The sequence below is a fragment of the Pararobbsia alpina genome (genome assembly GCF_965118125.1).
Classification (GTDB): Bacteria; Pseudomonadota; Gammaproteobacteria; order Burkholderiales; family Burkholderiaceae; genus Pararobbsia; species Pararobbsia alpina_A.
Genome location: NZ_OZ221287.1, coordinates 1,010,614 through 1,025,411, shown reverse-complemented (window position 1 = coordinate 1,025,411; position 14,798 = coordinate 1,010,614). Strand labels below are relative to the sequence as shown.

11 protein-coding genes are annotated in these 14,798 nt (G+C 63.4%); 8 read left to right on the top strand and 3 right to left on the bottom strand.

The genetic code is table 11. The features are described from left to right. Positions 1-88: 88 nt before the first annotated feature. Together ACMFWR_RS04380 and ACMFWR_RS04375 are read right to left on the bottom strand one after the other, a co-directional pair. The gene (locus ACMFWR_RS04380) at positions 89-1,615 is read right to left on the bottom strand and encodes an ATP-binding protein (protein ID WP_413193796.1); all 1,527 of its coding nucleotides are present in this window, start codon (positions 1,613-1,615) and stop codon (positions 89-91) included. Further along, positions 1,612-2,277 carry a response regulator gene (locus tag ACMFWR_RS04375; protein WP_413193795.1) on the bottom strand — a complete coding sequence of 222 codons (666 nt, stop codon included), beginning with the start codon at positions 2,275-2,277 and terminating at the stop codon, positions 1,612-1,614. Before ACMFWR_RS04375 ends, ACMFWR_RS04380 begins: the two co-directional genes overlap by 4 nt. A 213-nt stretch (positions 2,278-2,490) precedes the next feature. Between ACMFWR_RS04375 and dacB the strand changes: the two genes are divergently transcribed. The 7 genes from dacB to hutG all read left to right on the top strand — a co-directional run bounded on the left by dacB (position 2,491) and on the right by hutG (position 11,375). Beyond that, a complete protein-coding gene (gene dacB, locus ACMFWR_RS04370; RefSeq protein ID WP_413193794.1) occupies positions 2,491-4,047 on the top strand; it encodes a D-alanyl-D-alanine carboxypeptidase/D-alanyl-D-alanine-endopeptidase in 1,557 nt (518 codons plus the stop codon). A gap of 577 nt (positions 4,048-4,624) precedes the next feature. After that, positions 4,625-5,341, top strand: coding sequence for a histidine utilization repressor (hutC, locus tag ACMFWR_RS04365; protein ID WP_413193793.1), 717 nt, complete (start codon positions 4,625-4,627; stop codon positions 5,339-5,341). A 49-nt stretch (positions 5,342-5,390) separates the two neighbouring features. Next, entirely contained in the window at positions 5,391-7,100 is a 1,710-nt protein-coding gene (gene hutU, locus ACMFWR_RS04360) for a urocanate hydratase (RefSeq protein ID WP_413193792.1), read from the top strand. Positions 7,101-7,104: 4 nt separating this feature from the next. Continuing rightward, complete coding sequence (locus tag ACMFWR_RS04355) at positions 7,105-7,722, top strand: HutD family protein (protein WP_413193791.1); 618 nt, start codon at positions 7,105-7,107, stop codon at positions 7,720-7,722. Between the two features lie 37 nt (positions 7,723-7,759). Further along, positions 7,760-9,097 (top strand): imidazolonepropionase, encoded by a 1,338-nt coding sequence (hutI, locus tag ACMFWR_RS04350; RefSeq protein WP_413193790.1) that lies wholly within the window; start codon positions 7,760-7,762, stop codon positions 9,095-9,097. After that, entirely contained in the window at positions 9,094-10,488 is a 1,395-nt protein-coding gene (locus ACMFWR_RS04345) for a formimidoylglutamate deiminase (protein ID WP_413193789.1), read from the top strand. Before hutI ends, ACMFWR_RS04345 begins: the two co-directional genes overlap by 4 nt. 74 nt (positions 10,489-10,562) lie before the next feature. Next, positions 10,563-11,375, top strand: coding sequence for an N-formylglutamate deformylase (hutG, locus tag ACMFWR_RS04340; protein ID WP_413194782.1), 813 nt, complete (start codon positions 10,563-10,565; stop codon positions 11,373-11,375). 346 nt (positions 11,376-11,721) lie between these two features. On the opposite strand, the gene ACMFWR_RS04335 is transcribed toward hutG, so the two are convergent. Next, positions 11,722-12,906, bottom strand: a complete 1,185-nt coding sequence (locus ACMFWR_RS04335) for a porin (RefSeq protein WP_413193788.1) — start codon at positions 12,904-12,906, stop codon at positions 11,722-11,724. Between the two features lie 600 nt (positions 12,907-13,506). Between ACMFWR_RS04335 and ACMFWR_RS04330 the strand changes: the two genes are divergently transcribed. Next, on the top strand, positions 13,507-14,616 hold the full coding sequence (locus ACMFWR_RS04330) for an SGNH/GDSL hydrolase family protein (RefSeq protein WP_413193787.1): 1,110 nt from the start codon (positions 13,507-13,509) through the stop codon (positions 14,614-14,616). Positions 14,617-14,798 lie beyond the last annotated feature (182 nt).

Genomic DNA, 14,798 nt, shown 5'->3' with positions numbered 1-14,798 from the left:
TCCTCGCACAAATAACGAATTTCGATGAAACGCAGCGTAAGGGAGGTCTCTTAAAGCAAACTTAAGTAGTTGTCAGACAAGCAAAACCTCACCTTCGGAACGCAGGAACCGAGTCGCGCGGCGTGCCCAGAGGAAAGTCGATCGTCACGCGCAAACCACGGCCCTGCGCGCCATTCTCGCGGTCCATGCTGTCGCCATCGTGACGGTGTCCGTCGTCGCCGCCACGACCGTTCTCGCCGGAAGGACGGGCGCGATCCGCAAGTCGACGGATCGCACAGGATTCGGCTCCGTCCGCACAAGCGTTCCCTGTCGAAGCGTCCTCGTTCCCGGGCGCGCCGCCGTCGCCGAGCGTGACGCGCGCGCCGTGCCGTTCTGCGATACGCCGTACGATCGCGAGCCCGAGGCCACTGCCCGGCGCGTTGAACCCCGACACGGACGTGCTGCGATAAAAGCGGTCGAACACGCGTTCGCGCTCCGACGCCGGAATGCCCGGACCCGAATCGACCACCACCACGCGTGCATGAGGCAGCCCTTCGATCTCGACCTGGCGAATGCACACGTCGATGCACCCGCCTTGCGGCGTGTATTTGACGGCATTGTCGAGCACGTTGTTGAGCATCACGCGCAGCGACGCGGCATCGCCATCAAGCTCGGCAGGCGCCCGCTCGCCGACGCCAAGATCGACGTGCTTGCCTTGCGCGATCGCCGCGTGCGCCGCGACGCATTCGAGCAGCATGGCCGTCAGGTTCACACGCTCACGCGAGACACCCGCCGCGTCACCGCCGGGCTCCGCGCGTGCGAGCGCGAGCAGCTGTTCCACGAGACGTGTTGCGCGATCCACGCCCTTCTTGAGATCGCCCAACGCTTCGTGACGATCTTCGTCTGCACGCGCACGTTCGAGCAACTGTAACTGGATGCGTAACGCAGCGAGCGGCGTGCGCAGCTCGTGGGCCGCATCGGCGACGAAAGCCTTCTGCGCATCCAGCGATTGACCGAGACGCCCAAGCAAGCCGTCGAGCGCGTTCGCCACCGGGCGGATCTCGTCGGGCAGCTTCATGTCGGGCAGCGGCTCGAGGGCCTCGGGCTTGCGCACGTCGAGGGCGCGCGCAAAGCGCTGCAGCGGCAACAGCCCGCGACCCACGACAAACCACACGATCAGGGCGAGCAACGGCAACAGCACGAGCAACGGCAGAATCGTGCGCCAGGCCATTTGCGCGGCCAGATGGTCACGCACGCTCATCGGCTGCGCGAGTTGCACGACGTTGTCGCCGACCATGGCGCCGTAGACCCGCCAGTCGCCGCGCGGCGTGTGCTGCGTGCTGAAGCCCAGCGCAGCGTTCGGCGCGAGATGTGCGTTCGGACGCGAGTAGTACAGCAGCACGCCCGTGCGGCTCCAGATCTGGATCACGACACCTTCGTCGGTGTCGCCGTTCGCGCCGAACACCGACGAGAACGATTCAGAAGGCAACGCGGATGCCGTCTGCTGGAGCTGGAAGTCGAAGATCTCGTTCGCTTCGGCGAGCGCCTGGGCATGAATCAGCCAGCCGGCGGCCGCGAGACCGACGAGCACCGTCATCAGCAGCCACAGCAAAAGTCGACGCCGGATCGAGTTCATTCGGTCGGACGATTGATCATGTAGCCCAGGCCGCGCACGTTGCCAATCAGGTCGGAGCCGAGCTTCTTGCGCAGCGCGTGCACATAGACCTCGACGGCGTTGCTGCCGATTTCCTCGCCCCAGCCGTAAATCTTTTCCTCGAGCTGGGCCTTCGAGAGCACCGCACCGGGACGCGCGAGCAAGGCGGCGAGCAAAGCGAACTCGCGCGCGGACAGTGCGACGGGTTCACCGTGCAGCGTCACTTCATGGGTCGCCGAATCGAGCGTCAGCGCCCCGTGGCGGATCAGGCTGTCGCTGCGGCCTTCGCGGCGGCGCACGAGCGCGCGCATGCGTGCGCCGAGTTCATCGAGATCGAACGGCTTGACGAGGTAGTCGTCGGCCCCGGCATCGAGTCCCTTGACACGATCGCTGACCGCATCGCGCGCGGTGACGATCATCACGGGCACGTCGCGGCCGCCCGAGCGCAAGGTGCGCAGCACGTCGAGGCCGTCGCGCTTGGGCAGACCGAGGTCGAGCAGCACGATATCGTAAGGTTCGTTGCTCGCGGCGCTGATTGCGCTCGCGCCGTCCTGAACCCAATCGACAGCGCAGCCGTCTGAGCGCAAGGCCTTGCGCACCCCTTCGGCGATCATCCGGTCATCTTCGACGAGCAATACGCGCACAGCGTGGTCCTCTCAGGTCATGTGGGGGCGGGCACGCTCAAGCGTTGCACGCATACATCTATCCGAATTCCGCCGCGGCGGTGCGGGCGATTTTATCTCTACAATGGTCGCTCGTTCGCGCCGGGCCGCGCAAAGCGAATCTGACCCGATACCTTCGGGTGCGTTCCTTCCGCGGCCGGCCCGGTCAGTTTCGCATTCACCCGCGTCAAGCTCATGCCTTTCGTTTTCCGGCCTTCCGTGTCTTGCCAGGCACGCCTCACCGCCCTGGCGTTTTCGTTTCTTGGCGCGCTGGCGCTCACTGTTGCAACGCCTCCCGACGCGCATGCGACGTCGAAACTGCGTCGCAACGGCAATGGCCCCGACAACGGCCGCACGTATCTGCACAAGGGCACGCGCGTGACGCTACCCGGCGCCGAGCAATTGCCGCCGACGGTCATCGCGGCGCTGATCAAGGAAAAAATTCCGCTCTCGGCGCTCAGCATCTATGTCGAGAAGATTGGCTCGACCGTGCCGCTGATCGATCTTCACGGCGATGCGGCGATGCAGCCGGCCTCGACGATGAAGCTCGTGACCACGTATTCGGGCTTGTCGATGCTCGGCCCCGACTATCGCTGGAAAACGACGGCGTACGCCGACGGCACGCTGATCGGCGGCGTGCTGCACGGGAACCTCTACATCAAGGGCACCGGCGACCCGAAGCTCGTGCCTGAAGAGCTCGTCGACCTGGTGAATCAGATCCATCAGGCCGGCATCGTCGGCCTCGAAGGCGACCTGGTGCTCGACAAGGGCTACTTCGACGCGTCGACGCGCAATGCACCGCCGCTCGACGAAGAGGCCGACGCACCCTACAACGTCGGCCCCGACCCGCTGCTCTATGCGTTCAAGTCGCTGTCGTTCACGATGCACCCGGATTTCCCGGGCAGACAGGTCGGCATCGACGTCTTGCCGCCCCTGGCGCAACTGCACGTCAACAATCAGCTGAAGCTGAGCCACGGCCCGTGCCTGAGCGCGGCGCTGACACCGGACCTGACGCCGAACGCCGACGGCACGGTCGATGCGATTTTTTCTGGCGAGTACTCGGCGCGCTGCGGCGACCACGTGACCAATATCGCTGTGCTCGACCATACGGCGTTTTTCAGCGGTGGCTTCCTTGCGCTGTGGCAACAGACCGGCGGCACGTTCAAAGGCACGGTCCGTGAAGGCGCGACGCCGGCGACGGCGCACGCGGTCGGCGAGCACAAGAGCCCGCCGCTCGGCGACATCGTCCACGACATCAACAAGTTCTCGAACAACGTGATGGCGCGCAATCTGTTCCTGACGATTGGCGCGGTCGAGGGCAAACCGCCGGCAACGACCGCCGCGTCGGCTGCGATCATTCGCACGTGGCTCACGAAGAACAATATCGCGATCCCCGAACTCGTTCTGGACAACGGCTCCGGCTTGTCGCGCGACGAACGGATCACCGCGGTCGGGCTCGCCGAGCTGCTTCAGTCTGCCAACCAGAGCCCCGTCGCACAGGTGTTCACCGATTCGCTGCCGATCGCAGGCGTCGACGGCACGATGCGGCGCAGGCTCGCCAACCAACCCGTGGTGGGCAATGCGCGTATCAAGACGGGCACGCTGTCCGATGTCCGCGCGATCGCCGGCTACGTCGCGAGCCAGAATGGCGACACGTTCGTCGTCGTCAGTTTTATCAACAGCCCGCGATCCGAGGCCGGACGCAGCATCCACGACGCGCTGCTCGAGTGGATCTATCAGTCCGCGCACTGAACGGACCAGCGTCAACGCGCCGCCTTAAAGTCGACGCGTTTCACACGGGCCGCTGTCGTCGGACAGGCCCGCGCAGGGCATGCCGTGCACGCCGGCATGTCCGCGACAGCGTTCCTGATGACCCGTTCGTGCCTCACCCTTCCCGCCTTACCGTTTCCGTCTCGGCTTACCGTTTCCGCCTCGCCCTCCCCGCCTACCCTTCCCATCTCGCCCGTTCCGTTTCGTCCTTCCCGTCTTAGCCTTCCGGGCTTACCCTTCACGGGCTCGCATGACGCGTCGAAACCGGAATATCCGGATACGAGATGTATAGTCATCTTGATTGGGTGTTTACCCTCCCTGTCTCGCTTAATGATCGGAAATATCTGACTTTCCTTTCTATAATCAGTGATCTATAAGATCGTAGGATGAAAGGCCACGGTATTTTTATCGCTTGCGTTACCTTCATTTCCGTCGCAAACTTGTCTATACAAGATAAGTGACGACGTCAGTTCACTGCGTGACCGCGCCGGTCGACGAACCGGCACATCGTCCGCATCGAACTTTCCTCTCTCGCAGTCCCCACGGTGAACCGTTGCCCATGGAATCCGAAACGCAGCCACAGATCAAGGCGCCGCCTGCGTACGAGCAGATCAAGCGGTACGTGATCCGCCAGATCGAGGCCGGCACATGGCGTGACGGCGACATGATTCCGTCCGAAAGCGAGCTCGTGAAGCAATTCGGCGTCGCGCGCATGACGGTGACGCGCGCGCTGCGAGAGCTGACCGGAGAGCGCGTGCTGACGCGCGTGCAAGGCGCGGGCACGTTCGTCGCGGCCCGCAAATACGAGTCGACGCTCGTCGAAATCGGCAGCATCGCCGACGAAATTGCAGCGCGCGGGCATCGCCACAGCGCGCGCGTGCTCGCGCTCGACGAAAGCCACGAAGCGATGGTGCTCGAGGCGCTTGGGCTGGCCGAAGGGCCGGCCTTCCACTCGCGCATCGTGCACTTCGAGGAAAACGAGCCGATTCAGTTCGAAGAACGCTACGTGAATCCGGCCGTCTTTCCCGAGTATCTGAAGCAGGACTTCACGCAACAGACACCGAACCAGTACATGGTGCGCATCGCGCCGATCCAGCGCGCCGAATACCGGATCTATGCACAGCAGGCCGACGCGGCGACGCGCCGCCTGCTCAATATGGAGATCGGCGAACCATGCCTGCTGCTCTGGCGCCGCACCTGGGTCGGCACGCAGGTCGCAACCGCCGTCACGCTGGCGCACCCGGCCAACCGCTTCCAGTTTTCGGGCAGTTTCTGATTCCTGCCCACACCCGACAGTCATTGCATCGCTTTCAAGGAGAGTCACGATGAACGCCCCTGACCAACCGATCGGCACGCGTACCGACCCGACCCGCAAGATTCGCGCGCCGCGCGGCACCGAGCTGTCGTGCAAGAGCTGGTTGACGGAAGCCGCGTACCGGATGATCCAGAACAATCTCGACGACGAGGTCGCCGAGAATCCGCAGAGCCTCGTCGTCTATGGCGGCATCGGTCGCGCCGCGCGCAACTGGGAATGCTTCGACAAGATTCTCGAGACGCTGCGCCGCCTGGAAGACGACGAGTCGCTGCTCGTGCAGTCGGGCAAGCCGGTCGGCGTGTTCAAGACGCACCCCGATGCGCCGCGCGTGCTGATCGCAAATTCGAATCTCGTGCCGCAATGGGCGAACTGGGAGCACTTCAACGAACTCGACCGGCGCGGCCTGTTCATGTACGGGCAGATGACCGCCGGCAGCTGGATCTACATCGGTAGCCAGGGCATCGTGCAGGGCACGTATGAAACGTTCGTTGAAGCCGGCCGCCAGCACTACAACGGCGACTGGAAAGGCCGCTGGATCCTGACGGCGGGCCTCGGCGGCATGGGCGGTGCGCAGCCGCTCGCCGCAACGCTCGCGGGTGCCGTATCGCTGACGATCGAATGCAAGCAGTCGAGCATCGACTTCCGTCTGCGCACGCGCTATCTCGACAAGCAGGCGAAGGACATCGACGACGCCATCGAACTGATCAAGCACCATACGGCACGTGGCGACGCGATCTCGATCGGCCTGCTCGGCAACGCGGCCGACGTGCTGCCCGAACTGGTCAAGCGCGCAAAAGCCGGTGGCATCAAGCCGGATCTCGTGACCGACCAGACTTCGTCGCACGATCTGATCAACGGCTATCTGCCGCAGGGCTGGACCCTCGAACAATGGGCCGCGGCGAGCCGCGATCCGTCAAAGCACGCCGAGCTCAAGGCCGCTGCGCAGAAGTCGTGCGCGGTCCACGTTCAGGCCATGCTCGATTTCCACGCGATGGGCGTGCCCGCTGTCGACTACGGCAACAATCTTCGCCAGGTCGCGTTCGATGATGGCGTGAAGAACGCCTTCGACTTTCCGGGCTTCGTGCCGGCGTATATCCGGCCTCTGTTCTGCGACGGCAAGGGGCCGTTCCGCTGGGTCGCGCTGTCGGGCGACCCGGAAGATATCTACAAGACGGATCAGAAGCTCAAGGAGCTGTTCCCGCATAACAAGGCGATGATCCGCTGGCTTGATATGGCACGTGAACGCATCGCATTCCAGGGTCTGCCCGCGCGGATCTGCTGGCTCGGCCTCGGCGAACGTCATGTGGCCGGTCTCGCGTTCAACGAAATGGTTCGCAAGGGCGAGCTCAAGGCGCCGATCGTGATCGGCCGCGATCACCTCGACACGGGTTCGGTCGCGAGCCCGAATCGCGAGACGGAAAGCATGATGGACGGCACCGACGCGGTGTCGGACTGGCCGCTGCTCAATGCCTTGCTCAATACGTCGGGCGGTGCAACCTGGGTCAGCCTCCACCACGGCGGTGGCGTCGGCATGGGGTACTCGCAACACGCGGGCATGGTGATCGTCGCGGACGGCACCGACGCTGCACACAAGCGTCTTGCGCGCGTGCTCGTCAACGACTGCGGCTCTGGCGTCATGCGCCACGCCGATGCCGGCTATCGCCAGGCCATCGACTGCGCGCGTGCGCAGCAGCTCGACCTTCCGTTCATCACGGACTAAGCGCATGCGCAACGCCTCATCGATCGTGACGTTCGAAAAGATCAGCGCGGCGAGCCGCCGTCCGGTGCCGTGGAAAAATCGCGGCGGTGTGACACGTGAAATCGCCGTGCAGCATTCCCCGTACGCCGACTTTGATTGGCGCGTGAGCGTCGCGGATGTCGACCAGCCGGGACCGTTTTCGGAATTCGACGGTGTCGACCGCATCATCGTGGTGACGCGCGGCGGGCAGATGGCCTTGCGGCACCGCGACACGGTGCACCGTCTTGCCTGCTGGGAGCCGTTCGCGTTTGCCGGCGAAGACTCGATCACCGCGCATCTTCCGGCTGGCCCGACGCGCGACTTCAATCTGATGGTGCGACGCGCTTACGGCCGAGGTGCTGTGTACGTTTATCACGCGGCCCAGCAACTCGCGATTGCGACCGGCGTTGTGTTTCTTCACTGCGCGGCCGGCTCGTTCTCGGTCAGCGCCGTCGGTGACGACGAATCGCCGGTGGTGCTCGAGGAAGGCGACACGCTTCGCGTGGATCTCGACGCCCGCATGGTGTTCGACGTGCGGCCGCTTGCCGCCGAATCGACGCTGATCGATGCGCGCATCGAGCCCGCGAGGCCGAGCTCGCGATAGCGCGGGCCGGTCTGCATTCAACCTTAGGAAGCCCACCATGTCGTCCACGCCTGCGGCGCTCACGTTATGGCATCACGCGCGGCTCGCGCCGACCGCCGACCCTGGCGTCATCATCGAGGACGGCGCGATACTCGTGCGCAACGGGCGTGTCGTATGGTACGGATCGCTCGCCGACGCACCGTCCGAAGCCGCTCAGGCGCGGCGAAGTGATCTCGGCGGGCGCCTCGTGACGCCGGGGCTCGTCGAATGCCACACGCACCTCGTCTTCGGCGGGCAGCGCGCAGAAGAATTCGCGATGCGGCTCGATGGCGTGAGCTATGAAGAGATTGCGCGTCGCGGCGGCGGTATCGTATCGACCGTCCGTGCCACGCGCGAGGCCACGGAAGACGCGCTTTTCGCACAAGCGCTGCGGCGTCTCGACGCGTTGCTTGCGGAGGGTGTGACAGCCGTCGAAATCAAGTCGGGTTACGGCCTCGATCTCGAATCGGAACGCAAGATGCTGCGCGTCGCGCGACGCCTAGGCAGCGTACGACCCGTGACGGTGTCGACGACCTTTCTGGGCGCGCATGCATTGCCGCCCGACTATGCGGGACGCGCCGACGACTATATCGATCTCGTCTGCAACATCATGCTGCCCGCGCTGGCGAGCGAAGGGCTCGTCGATGCAGTCGACGTGTTCTGCGAGCGCATCGCGTTTTCGCTCGAACAATCCGGCAAGGTCTTCGCCGCCGCTCAGCGGCTGGGCCTGCCCGTCAAAATGCATGCGGAACAGTTGTCGCTGATGGGCGGCGCCGCGTTTGCCGCGCAGCATGGCGCGCTGTCGGCCGATCATCTCGAGTTCCTCGATGAGGCGGGCGTCATTGCGATGAAGCAGGCGGGCACGGTCGCCGTGCTGTTGCCCGGCGCGTTCTATTTCATTCGCGAAACGCAGCTTCCTCCGCTCGACCTGCTGCGGCGTCACGGTGTGCCGATCGCGCTGTCGACGGACTGCAACCCGGGGACCTCGCCGATCACGTCGCTGCTGCAGATGCTCAATATGGGCTGCACGCTGTTTCGCATGTCGGTTGCCGAGGTATTGGCAGGCGTCACCCGGCATGCTGCGAAGGCGCTCGGTCACCCCGATGTGTGCGGCGAAATCCGCGTGAGCGCATGGGCGGACTTCGTTGCGTGGGACATCGACTCACTGGCTGAACTCGCATACTGGAGCGGTCTCGATCGTTGTGCGCTCGTCGTGCGTCACGGCGAGGTGTCACGTGATCGCATGGGCTTGGACTCCGGCCTTCAGACACAGGATCAGCCCACACAGGACCAGTCAGGTATCGCCGACGCGCCTGTCGGCGCTCGCCCCTCTTACGGCTCAGGAATGCATCGATGAAAGGTGGTGCCCTCTTTGCCGCGCATGCGCGGCTCGCCGATGGCTGGCGCGAACACGTCCTGCTCGAATGGGATGCCGACGGCACGCTCATTCGTGTGACGCCCGACTACGACGGCGATCGCTCGACCATTCCGCACGCGAAGGGTCCTGTGATCGCGGGCATGCCGAACCTGCATTCGCATGCGTTTCAACGTGCGATGGCCGGGCTGACCGAATACCGTGCCAATGCGACCGACAGCTTCTGGAGCTGGCGCGACCTCATGTACCGTTTTGCCGCGAAGCTGACGCCCGAGGGCGTCGGCGCCATCGCGCGCTGGCTTTACATCGAAATGCTCAAGGCCGGCTATACGTCGGTTTGCGAATTCCACTACCTGCATCACGCACCGAACGGGCAGCACTACGCCAATCGCGCGGAGATGGTCGAGCGCGTGACCGGCGCCGCCGCCTCGGCGGGTATCGGCATCACACTGTTACCGGTGCTGTATCAGTTCAGTGGTTTCGGTGCGCGCACCCCGAACCCCGATCAACGGCGGTTCATCCACACGCCTGACAGCTTGCTCGAGATGCTCGAACGCGTACGAAGCACGTATCCCGAGAACGGAACGCGCCGCTATGGCGTCGCGCCGCATTCGCTGCGCGCCGTCTCGCGCGAGACGCTGACGGAGATGCTCGCGGGCATGGATCGCGCGTTCCCCGGTGCGCCGATCCATATTCATATCGCCGAACAAACCGCGGAGGTCGACGCGTGTGTTGCGACCGAAGGCGCACGTCCGGTGCGGTGGTTGCTCGATCACTTCGACGTCGATGCGCGCTGGTGCCTCGTGCATGCGACGCATATCGATCACGATGAAACGCGCGCGCTTGCGCAGTCAGGTGCAGTCGCGGGTCTGTGCCTCACGACCGAGGCCAACCTCGGCGACGGCGTGTTTCCGACGCTCGACTATCTCGACGCCCAGGGCCGCTTCGGCGTGGGCTCGGACAGTCATATCGCCGTCGACTGGCGCGCGGAATTGCGTCTGCTCGAATATGGCCAGCGATTGACGCGCCGCGAACGTAATGTACTGGTTTCCGTAACAGATTCGCACGTGGCGGACCGGCTGTTCGACGCTGCCGTGCTCGGTGGCGCTCAGGCCACCGGACGCCCCGTCGGCACCATCGCGACCGGGCAACGTGCCGACTGGATCGTGCTCGACCCCGATCACCCGAACATCGCCGAGCGGCCCGCATCGATGTGGCTGTCGGGTGCCGTGTTCGCCGAGCATGGCGAGACACCCGTGCTCGATGTCTACGTCGGTGGGGAACGCCGGATTACAAATCGGCAACACGAGGATGAGGCGGTGGCTTTCGCCGACTATCGTAAGGTACTTGCAGGGTTGCTCGACCCAAACTGACATGCATCGCGCACCGTCGAGTTTCATCGAGTACCGGTATGCTTGCGAAACCCGGAAAACCGAACACCACTGTCATGACGGATAACACGGACCGCCCCATCGCGTCGCTTCATCGCGGCACCCTTCCCCTTCTGATTTCGATCCCCCATCTGGGCACGCATTTGCCCGACGACATCGCGGGCACCATGACCGACGTCGCGAGCCGCTTCGACGATACCGACTGGCATCTCGATCGGCTCTATGGCTTCGCCAGGGACCTTGGCGCATCGATTCTGACGCCGTCGTACTCGCGCTATGTCGTCGACCTGAACCGGCCTCCCGATGGCGCAAGCCTCTATCCGGGACGCGATACCACAGGCCTGTTCCCTGTCGATACCTTCGATAAGGACGCGCTCTACCTCGATGGCATGGCGCCTGACGAAGCCACACAGGCGGCGCGACGCGCGACCTATTGGCAGCCGTATCACGATGCGCTACGCAATGAGCTTGACCGCCTCAAGCGCGAACACGGGCGCGTCCTGCTGTGGGAAGCCCATTCGATCCGCTCGGTGGTGCCGCGCCTGTTCGAAGGACGATTGCCTGACTTCAACTTCGGCACGGCCGACGATATGAGCGCACGCCCGGGCCTCGCCACGCTGCTGTCGGAGCGCGTGAACCAGCATGGCGGATACACGTCTGTCGGCAACGGGCGCTTCAAGGGCGGCTATATCACGCGCCACTATGGCACCCCGGACACGGGCATTCACGCCGTGCAGCTGGAGCTCACCCAGATCAGCTATATGGAGGAAGCGGCGCCGTACGCGTACGACGAAGCGAAAGCCAAGGCGATCGAGCCGCTGCTCACGGCACTCGTGACCGATGCACTCTCGTATTGCACCCGAGGCTGAACGACGCACCGGATACGCGCACACGACGCCGCACACGCTCGAAGCACCGGCGAATGGCGGCGAGAAAATTCTCAGAACTGTCGCGGCCGCAATCGGTCGTATACGGCATTGCTACACGCCGTGCGTCTCGTGGACGACATCCGATGCCGCGCTGCGCACCACGGTGATTCATTGCAAAATGTACACGCGGTGAGTACCGATCCCGGCCTGCACGCGTAGGCAGTAAGCGTGCTCACAATCCGGCAAATCGAGCCGCATAAAAGACTAAAGCCAGCCAGTGGTAGAACCACTGACTGGCTTTTTTGTTTGCTTGACTGTAGCGGCCACGCCGTGGCCGCTCAGAGCATTAGAAGCGGTGACGCAGACCCAGTGCGAGCAGGACTTGCGAGTCCGTGCCGATGTAGCCATACGAACCGATCGAAGCGGTTGCTGCCGTCGGCGTCACGACGCCCGACGATGCATCGCCCGTTTCGCCGCTGGCGTGCTGGTAAGCACCGACCAGGTAGACGTCCGTGCGCTTCGACAGCGAGTAGTCAGCACCGACCGAACCTTGGTGGTAGTTCGCCGACGTGTCGCCCGACGAGTGCGTGTAGCTGTAGCCGAGACCAACCAGCAGAGCCGGGGTGGCTTGATAGTTGAAGAAGCCTTGTCCCGTGTTGTACTTCTCGGTGGTCGCGAACAGCGAACCGCCGTCCGACTTGTATTGCGAGTTGCTGTATGCCGCGCCGACCGTGAACGGGCCGAACACGTATTGGCCAGCAACGCGTGCGACGTTGATCGAACGAGCCGAAGCGTACGCGCCGTTGACAGCGTCGCCGTCAAACGTGCCCGTCGACGTCGGCGATGCGCCCGACGAATTGCCCCAACCCAGACGGTTCGACGGGTTGTAGTTGTCAGCAACCCAGTAACCGGCAGCGATGCCGATCGGGCCGTTGTTGTACGCAGCTGCGATCGACCACGTTTGAGCCGAACCCGTCGAGCCGGCTACGCCGCCCAGCGAGTAGAAGCCTTCAACCTGGAAGCCAGCGATCGTCGGCGACAGGTACTTGATCGAGTTCGTCGTACGCGAGCTGTTGTCGTAGTTGTCGACGTCGCCAGCCGTTGCGAAGGCCGAACCGAAGTAGTTGTCTTCAGTGATCGGCTGAACCAGGTCGACCAGCGGGTCATATTGCTTACCCAGCGTGACCGTACCCCACTGGTTGCTCGTCAGGCCAACGAATGCCTGGCGGCCGAACAGCGAGTTACCTTGTTGCGACTTGCCCGTGCTCGGGTCGAAACCGCCTTCCAACGTGAAGATCGCAGCCAGACCGCCGCCCAGATCTTCATTGCCCTTCATGCCGAAACGCGAACCAGCCAGGTCGCCTGCGCTCGAGTTGCCCAGGGCCCACAGCTTTTGATTGCCGTTGGCGTGGTTGACGTAGGTCAGCGATTCGTCGATCACGCCGTACAGCGTGACGCTGTTCTGTGCCGAAGCGGCACCTGCTGCTGCCAACAACGACAGCGAGAGGGTAGACAGTACGAGTCGTTTCATTCAGCTCTCCGCGATTTATTAATTAACGTCGGTACGGGTTGCACAGTAGCGCAGCGCTCGCGACGGCGCGAGCGGACATAATGGTTTGTCTCTAAAACAACACACTTTTATAAAAGTTACACATCAAACAAACGATATTTGATGCCCCACTTATGAGCATTGGTGATGCACCGCTAACACACATGGTGCGTGCAATTTTTAACCACTCATGTGCATTCGAACGCATCCTCTATCTCCCTCTATCGCCATTAGAAGGCACGCGTTGTACGCTTCGTTACATATCAAGAAAGGATCGTGCGTTCGGAACGGAGTGCCGCGCGTTGCATCAGCGAAGCGTGTGTGTGGGTGCGCTGTAAGCATATGTCGCGCCAATTGTCGACATTATTTGGTACGCCATTGCTGCCACCTCCGTGTCATCGACGATTCATGAAGAAGGCGCACGCAGCATCGCTGCGCGCCGTGATGGGAGACAAGACTGAACGTGCCCCGTTCAGATCTTTGCATAGCGTCCCGAGAGCCCATGCGATTTCCAGCACGGAAGTCGGCATCCGCGAATCGATAGGCCGCTAATAACTACTACGCAATCATGCGAGGAGCACGATGAAGTTGAGCCCTACCCTTACCAAAACGACCCTGCGTCTTGTTCAAGGCGCCGTTGCGATCGCGCTCGCCGCTACGATGACCGCGTGCGGCGGTGGCGACGACAATAACTCGTCGACGCCAACGAGCCAGGTGTCCGCGAGCTTCCAGGTCGTGTCGTTCGGCGACAGCCTGTCGGACGTCGGCACGTATGCGCCGAACATCTCGCTGATCTTCGGCGGCGGGCGCTTTACGACGAACCCGGGACAAGTCTGGACGCAGGACGTTGCGCAGTACTACGGCGGCTCGCTCACCGCGGCACAGACGGGTGGCTTCGGCGCGGCCGTCATCAACAACCCGAACGGCTATGGCTACGCGCAAGGCGGCGCGCTCGTCGATGGCGCGCAAGGCAATGGCTGGGCCGCCAACGGCGCCGCCGCACTGACCGTGCCGGTCACGCAGCAGATCCAGAACTACATCTCGATGCACGGCACGTTCACCAACAATCAGCTCGTGTTTATTCAGGGTGGCGCGAACGACATCATTCAACAGCTGACGGCCGCTTCCCAAGGGCTCGAACCACTCGCCACGGCACAAGCCAATATCGCGACCGCGGCGGGCAAGTTCGTGGGCGCCGTTGCCGCGCTGCTGCAGGCCGGCGCAACGCACGTCGTGGTCGTCGATGTGCCGGATATCGCGAAGACGCCGCTGGCGGTTCTCGCGAATGACGGTGGGCAGACCGCGGCCGCATTCAGCGCGGCGGTGACGGCGTATAACCAGGGCGTCAGCGGCGCGCTGACCTCCCTGGGTCTTGCGAACAAGGTCGTCCAGGTCAGCTCGTTCCAGTTCATCGATTCGGAAGTCGCGAACTTCGCGCAGAACGGATTCACGGTCGGCAACACCGGCACGGCGTGTAACCTCGCGCTGATGGCGCAAAACGCACAGCGGGCCGGTGAAGCCAACCCGAGTGACTTCGAAAGCTCGCTGTTCTGCTCGCCGCAGCTCTACACCGTGGCCAACGCCGATCAGACGTATATGTTCGCCGACCAGATCCACCCGACGACGCATCTGCACGCTCGCTTCGCAGCGTATGTCGAAGCTGCGGTGAATCAGGCGTTCGGTCTCAAGTAATCCGCAGGCGCGTCGGTTTGAGCCTGAGTTTAAGCGCCGCTTTGCGACGGCTCGATCGACGCGTCAATCCGTAACGATCCGAGTTACGGACAGGACCTGGATCCACAGTGTTTCAACGAAGTATCGCTCCGGCGACCGAGTTGCCGTTGAAGAGCCGCCTCGACCGAGGCGGCTTTTTTTTC

What these genes read in the sequence shown, in the direction of transcription:
- ACMFWR_RS04380 (WP_413193796.1), bottom strand. Translation starts at nt 1,615, where the DNA reads ATGAACTCGATCCGGCGTCGACTTTTGCTGTGGCTGCTGATGACGGTG.
- dacB (WP_413193794.1), top strand. Translation starts at nt 2,491, where the DNA reads ATGCCTTTCGTTTTCCGGCCTTCCGTGTCTTGCCAGGCACGCCTCACC.
- hutC (WP_413193793.1), top strand. Translation starts at nt 4,625, where the DNA reads ATGGAATCCGAAACGCAGCCACAGATCAAGGCGCCGCCTGCGTACGAG.
- hutU (WP_413193792.1), top strand. Translation starts at nt 5,391, where the DNA reads ATGAACGCCCCTGACCAACCGATCGGCACGCGTACCGACCCGACCCGC.
- ACMFWR_RS04355 (WP_413193791.1), top strand. Translation starts at nt 7,105, where the DNA reads ATGCGCAACGCCTCATCGATCGTGACGTTCGAAAAGATCAGCGCGGCG.
- hutI (WP_413193790.1), top strand. Translation starts at nt 7,760, where the DNA reads ATGTCGTCCACGCCTGCGGCGCTCACGTTATGGCATCACGCGCGGCTC.
- ACMFWR_RS04345 (WP_413193789.1), top strand. Translation starts at nt 9,094, where the DNA reads ATGAAAGGTGGTGCCCTCTTTGCCGCGCATGCGCGGCTCGCCGATGGC.
- hutG (WP_413194782.1), top strand. Translation starts at nt 10,563, where the DNA reads ATGACGGATAACACGGACCGCCCCATCGCGTCGCTTCATCGCGGCACC.
- ACMFWR_RS04335 (WP_413193788.1), bottom strand. Translation starts at nt 12,906, where the DNA reads ATGAAACGACTCGTACTGTCTACCCTCTCGCTGTCGTTGTTGGCAGCA.
- ACMFWR_RS04330 (WP_413193787.1), top strand. Translation starts at nt 13,507, where the DNA reads ATGAAGTTGAGCCCTACCCTTACCAAAACGACCCTGCGTCTTGTTCAA.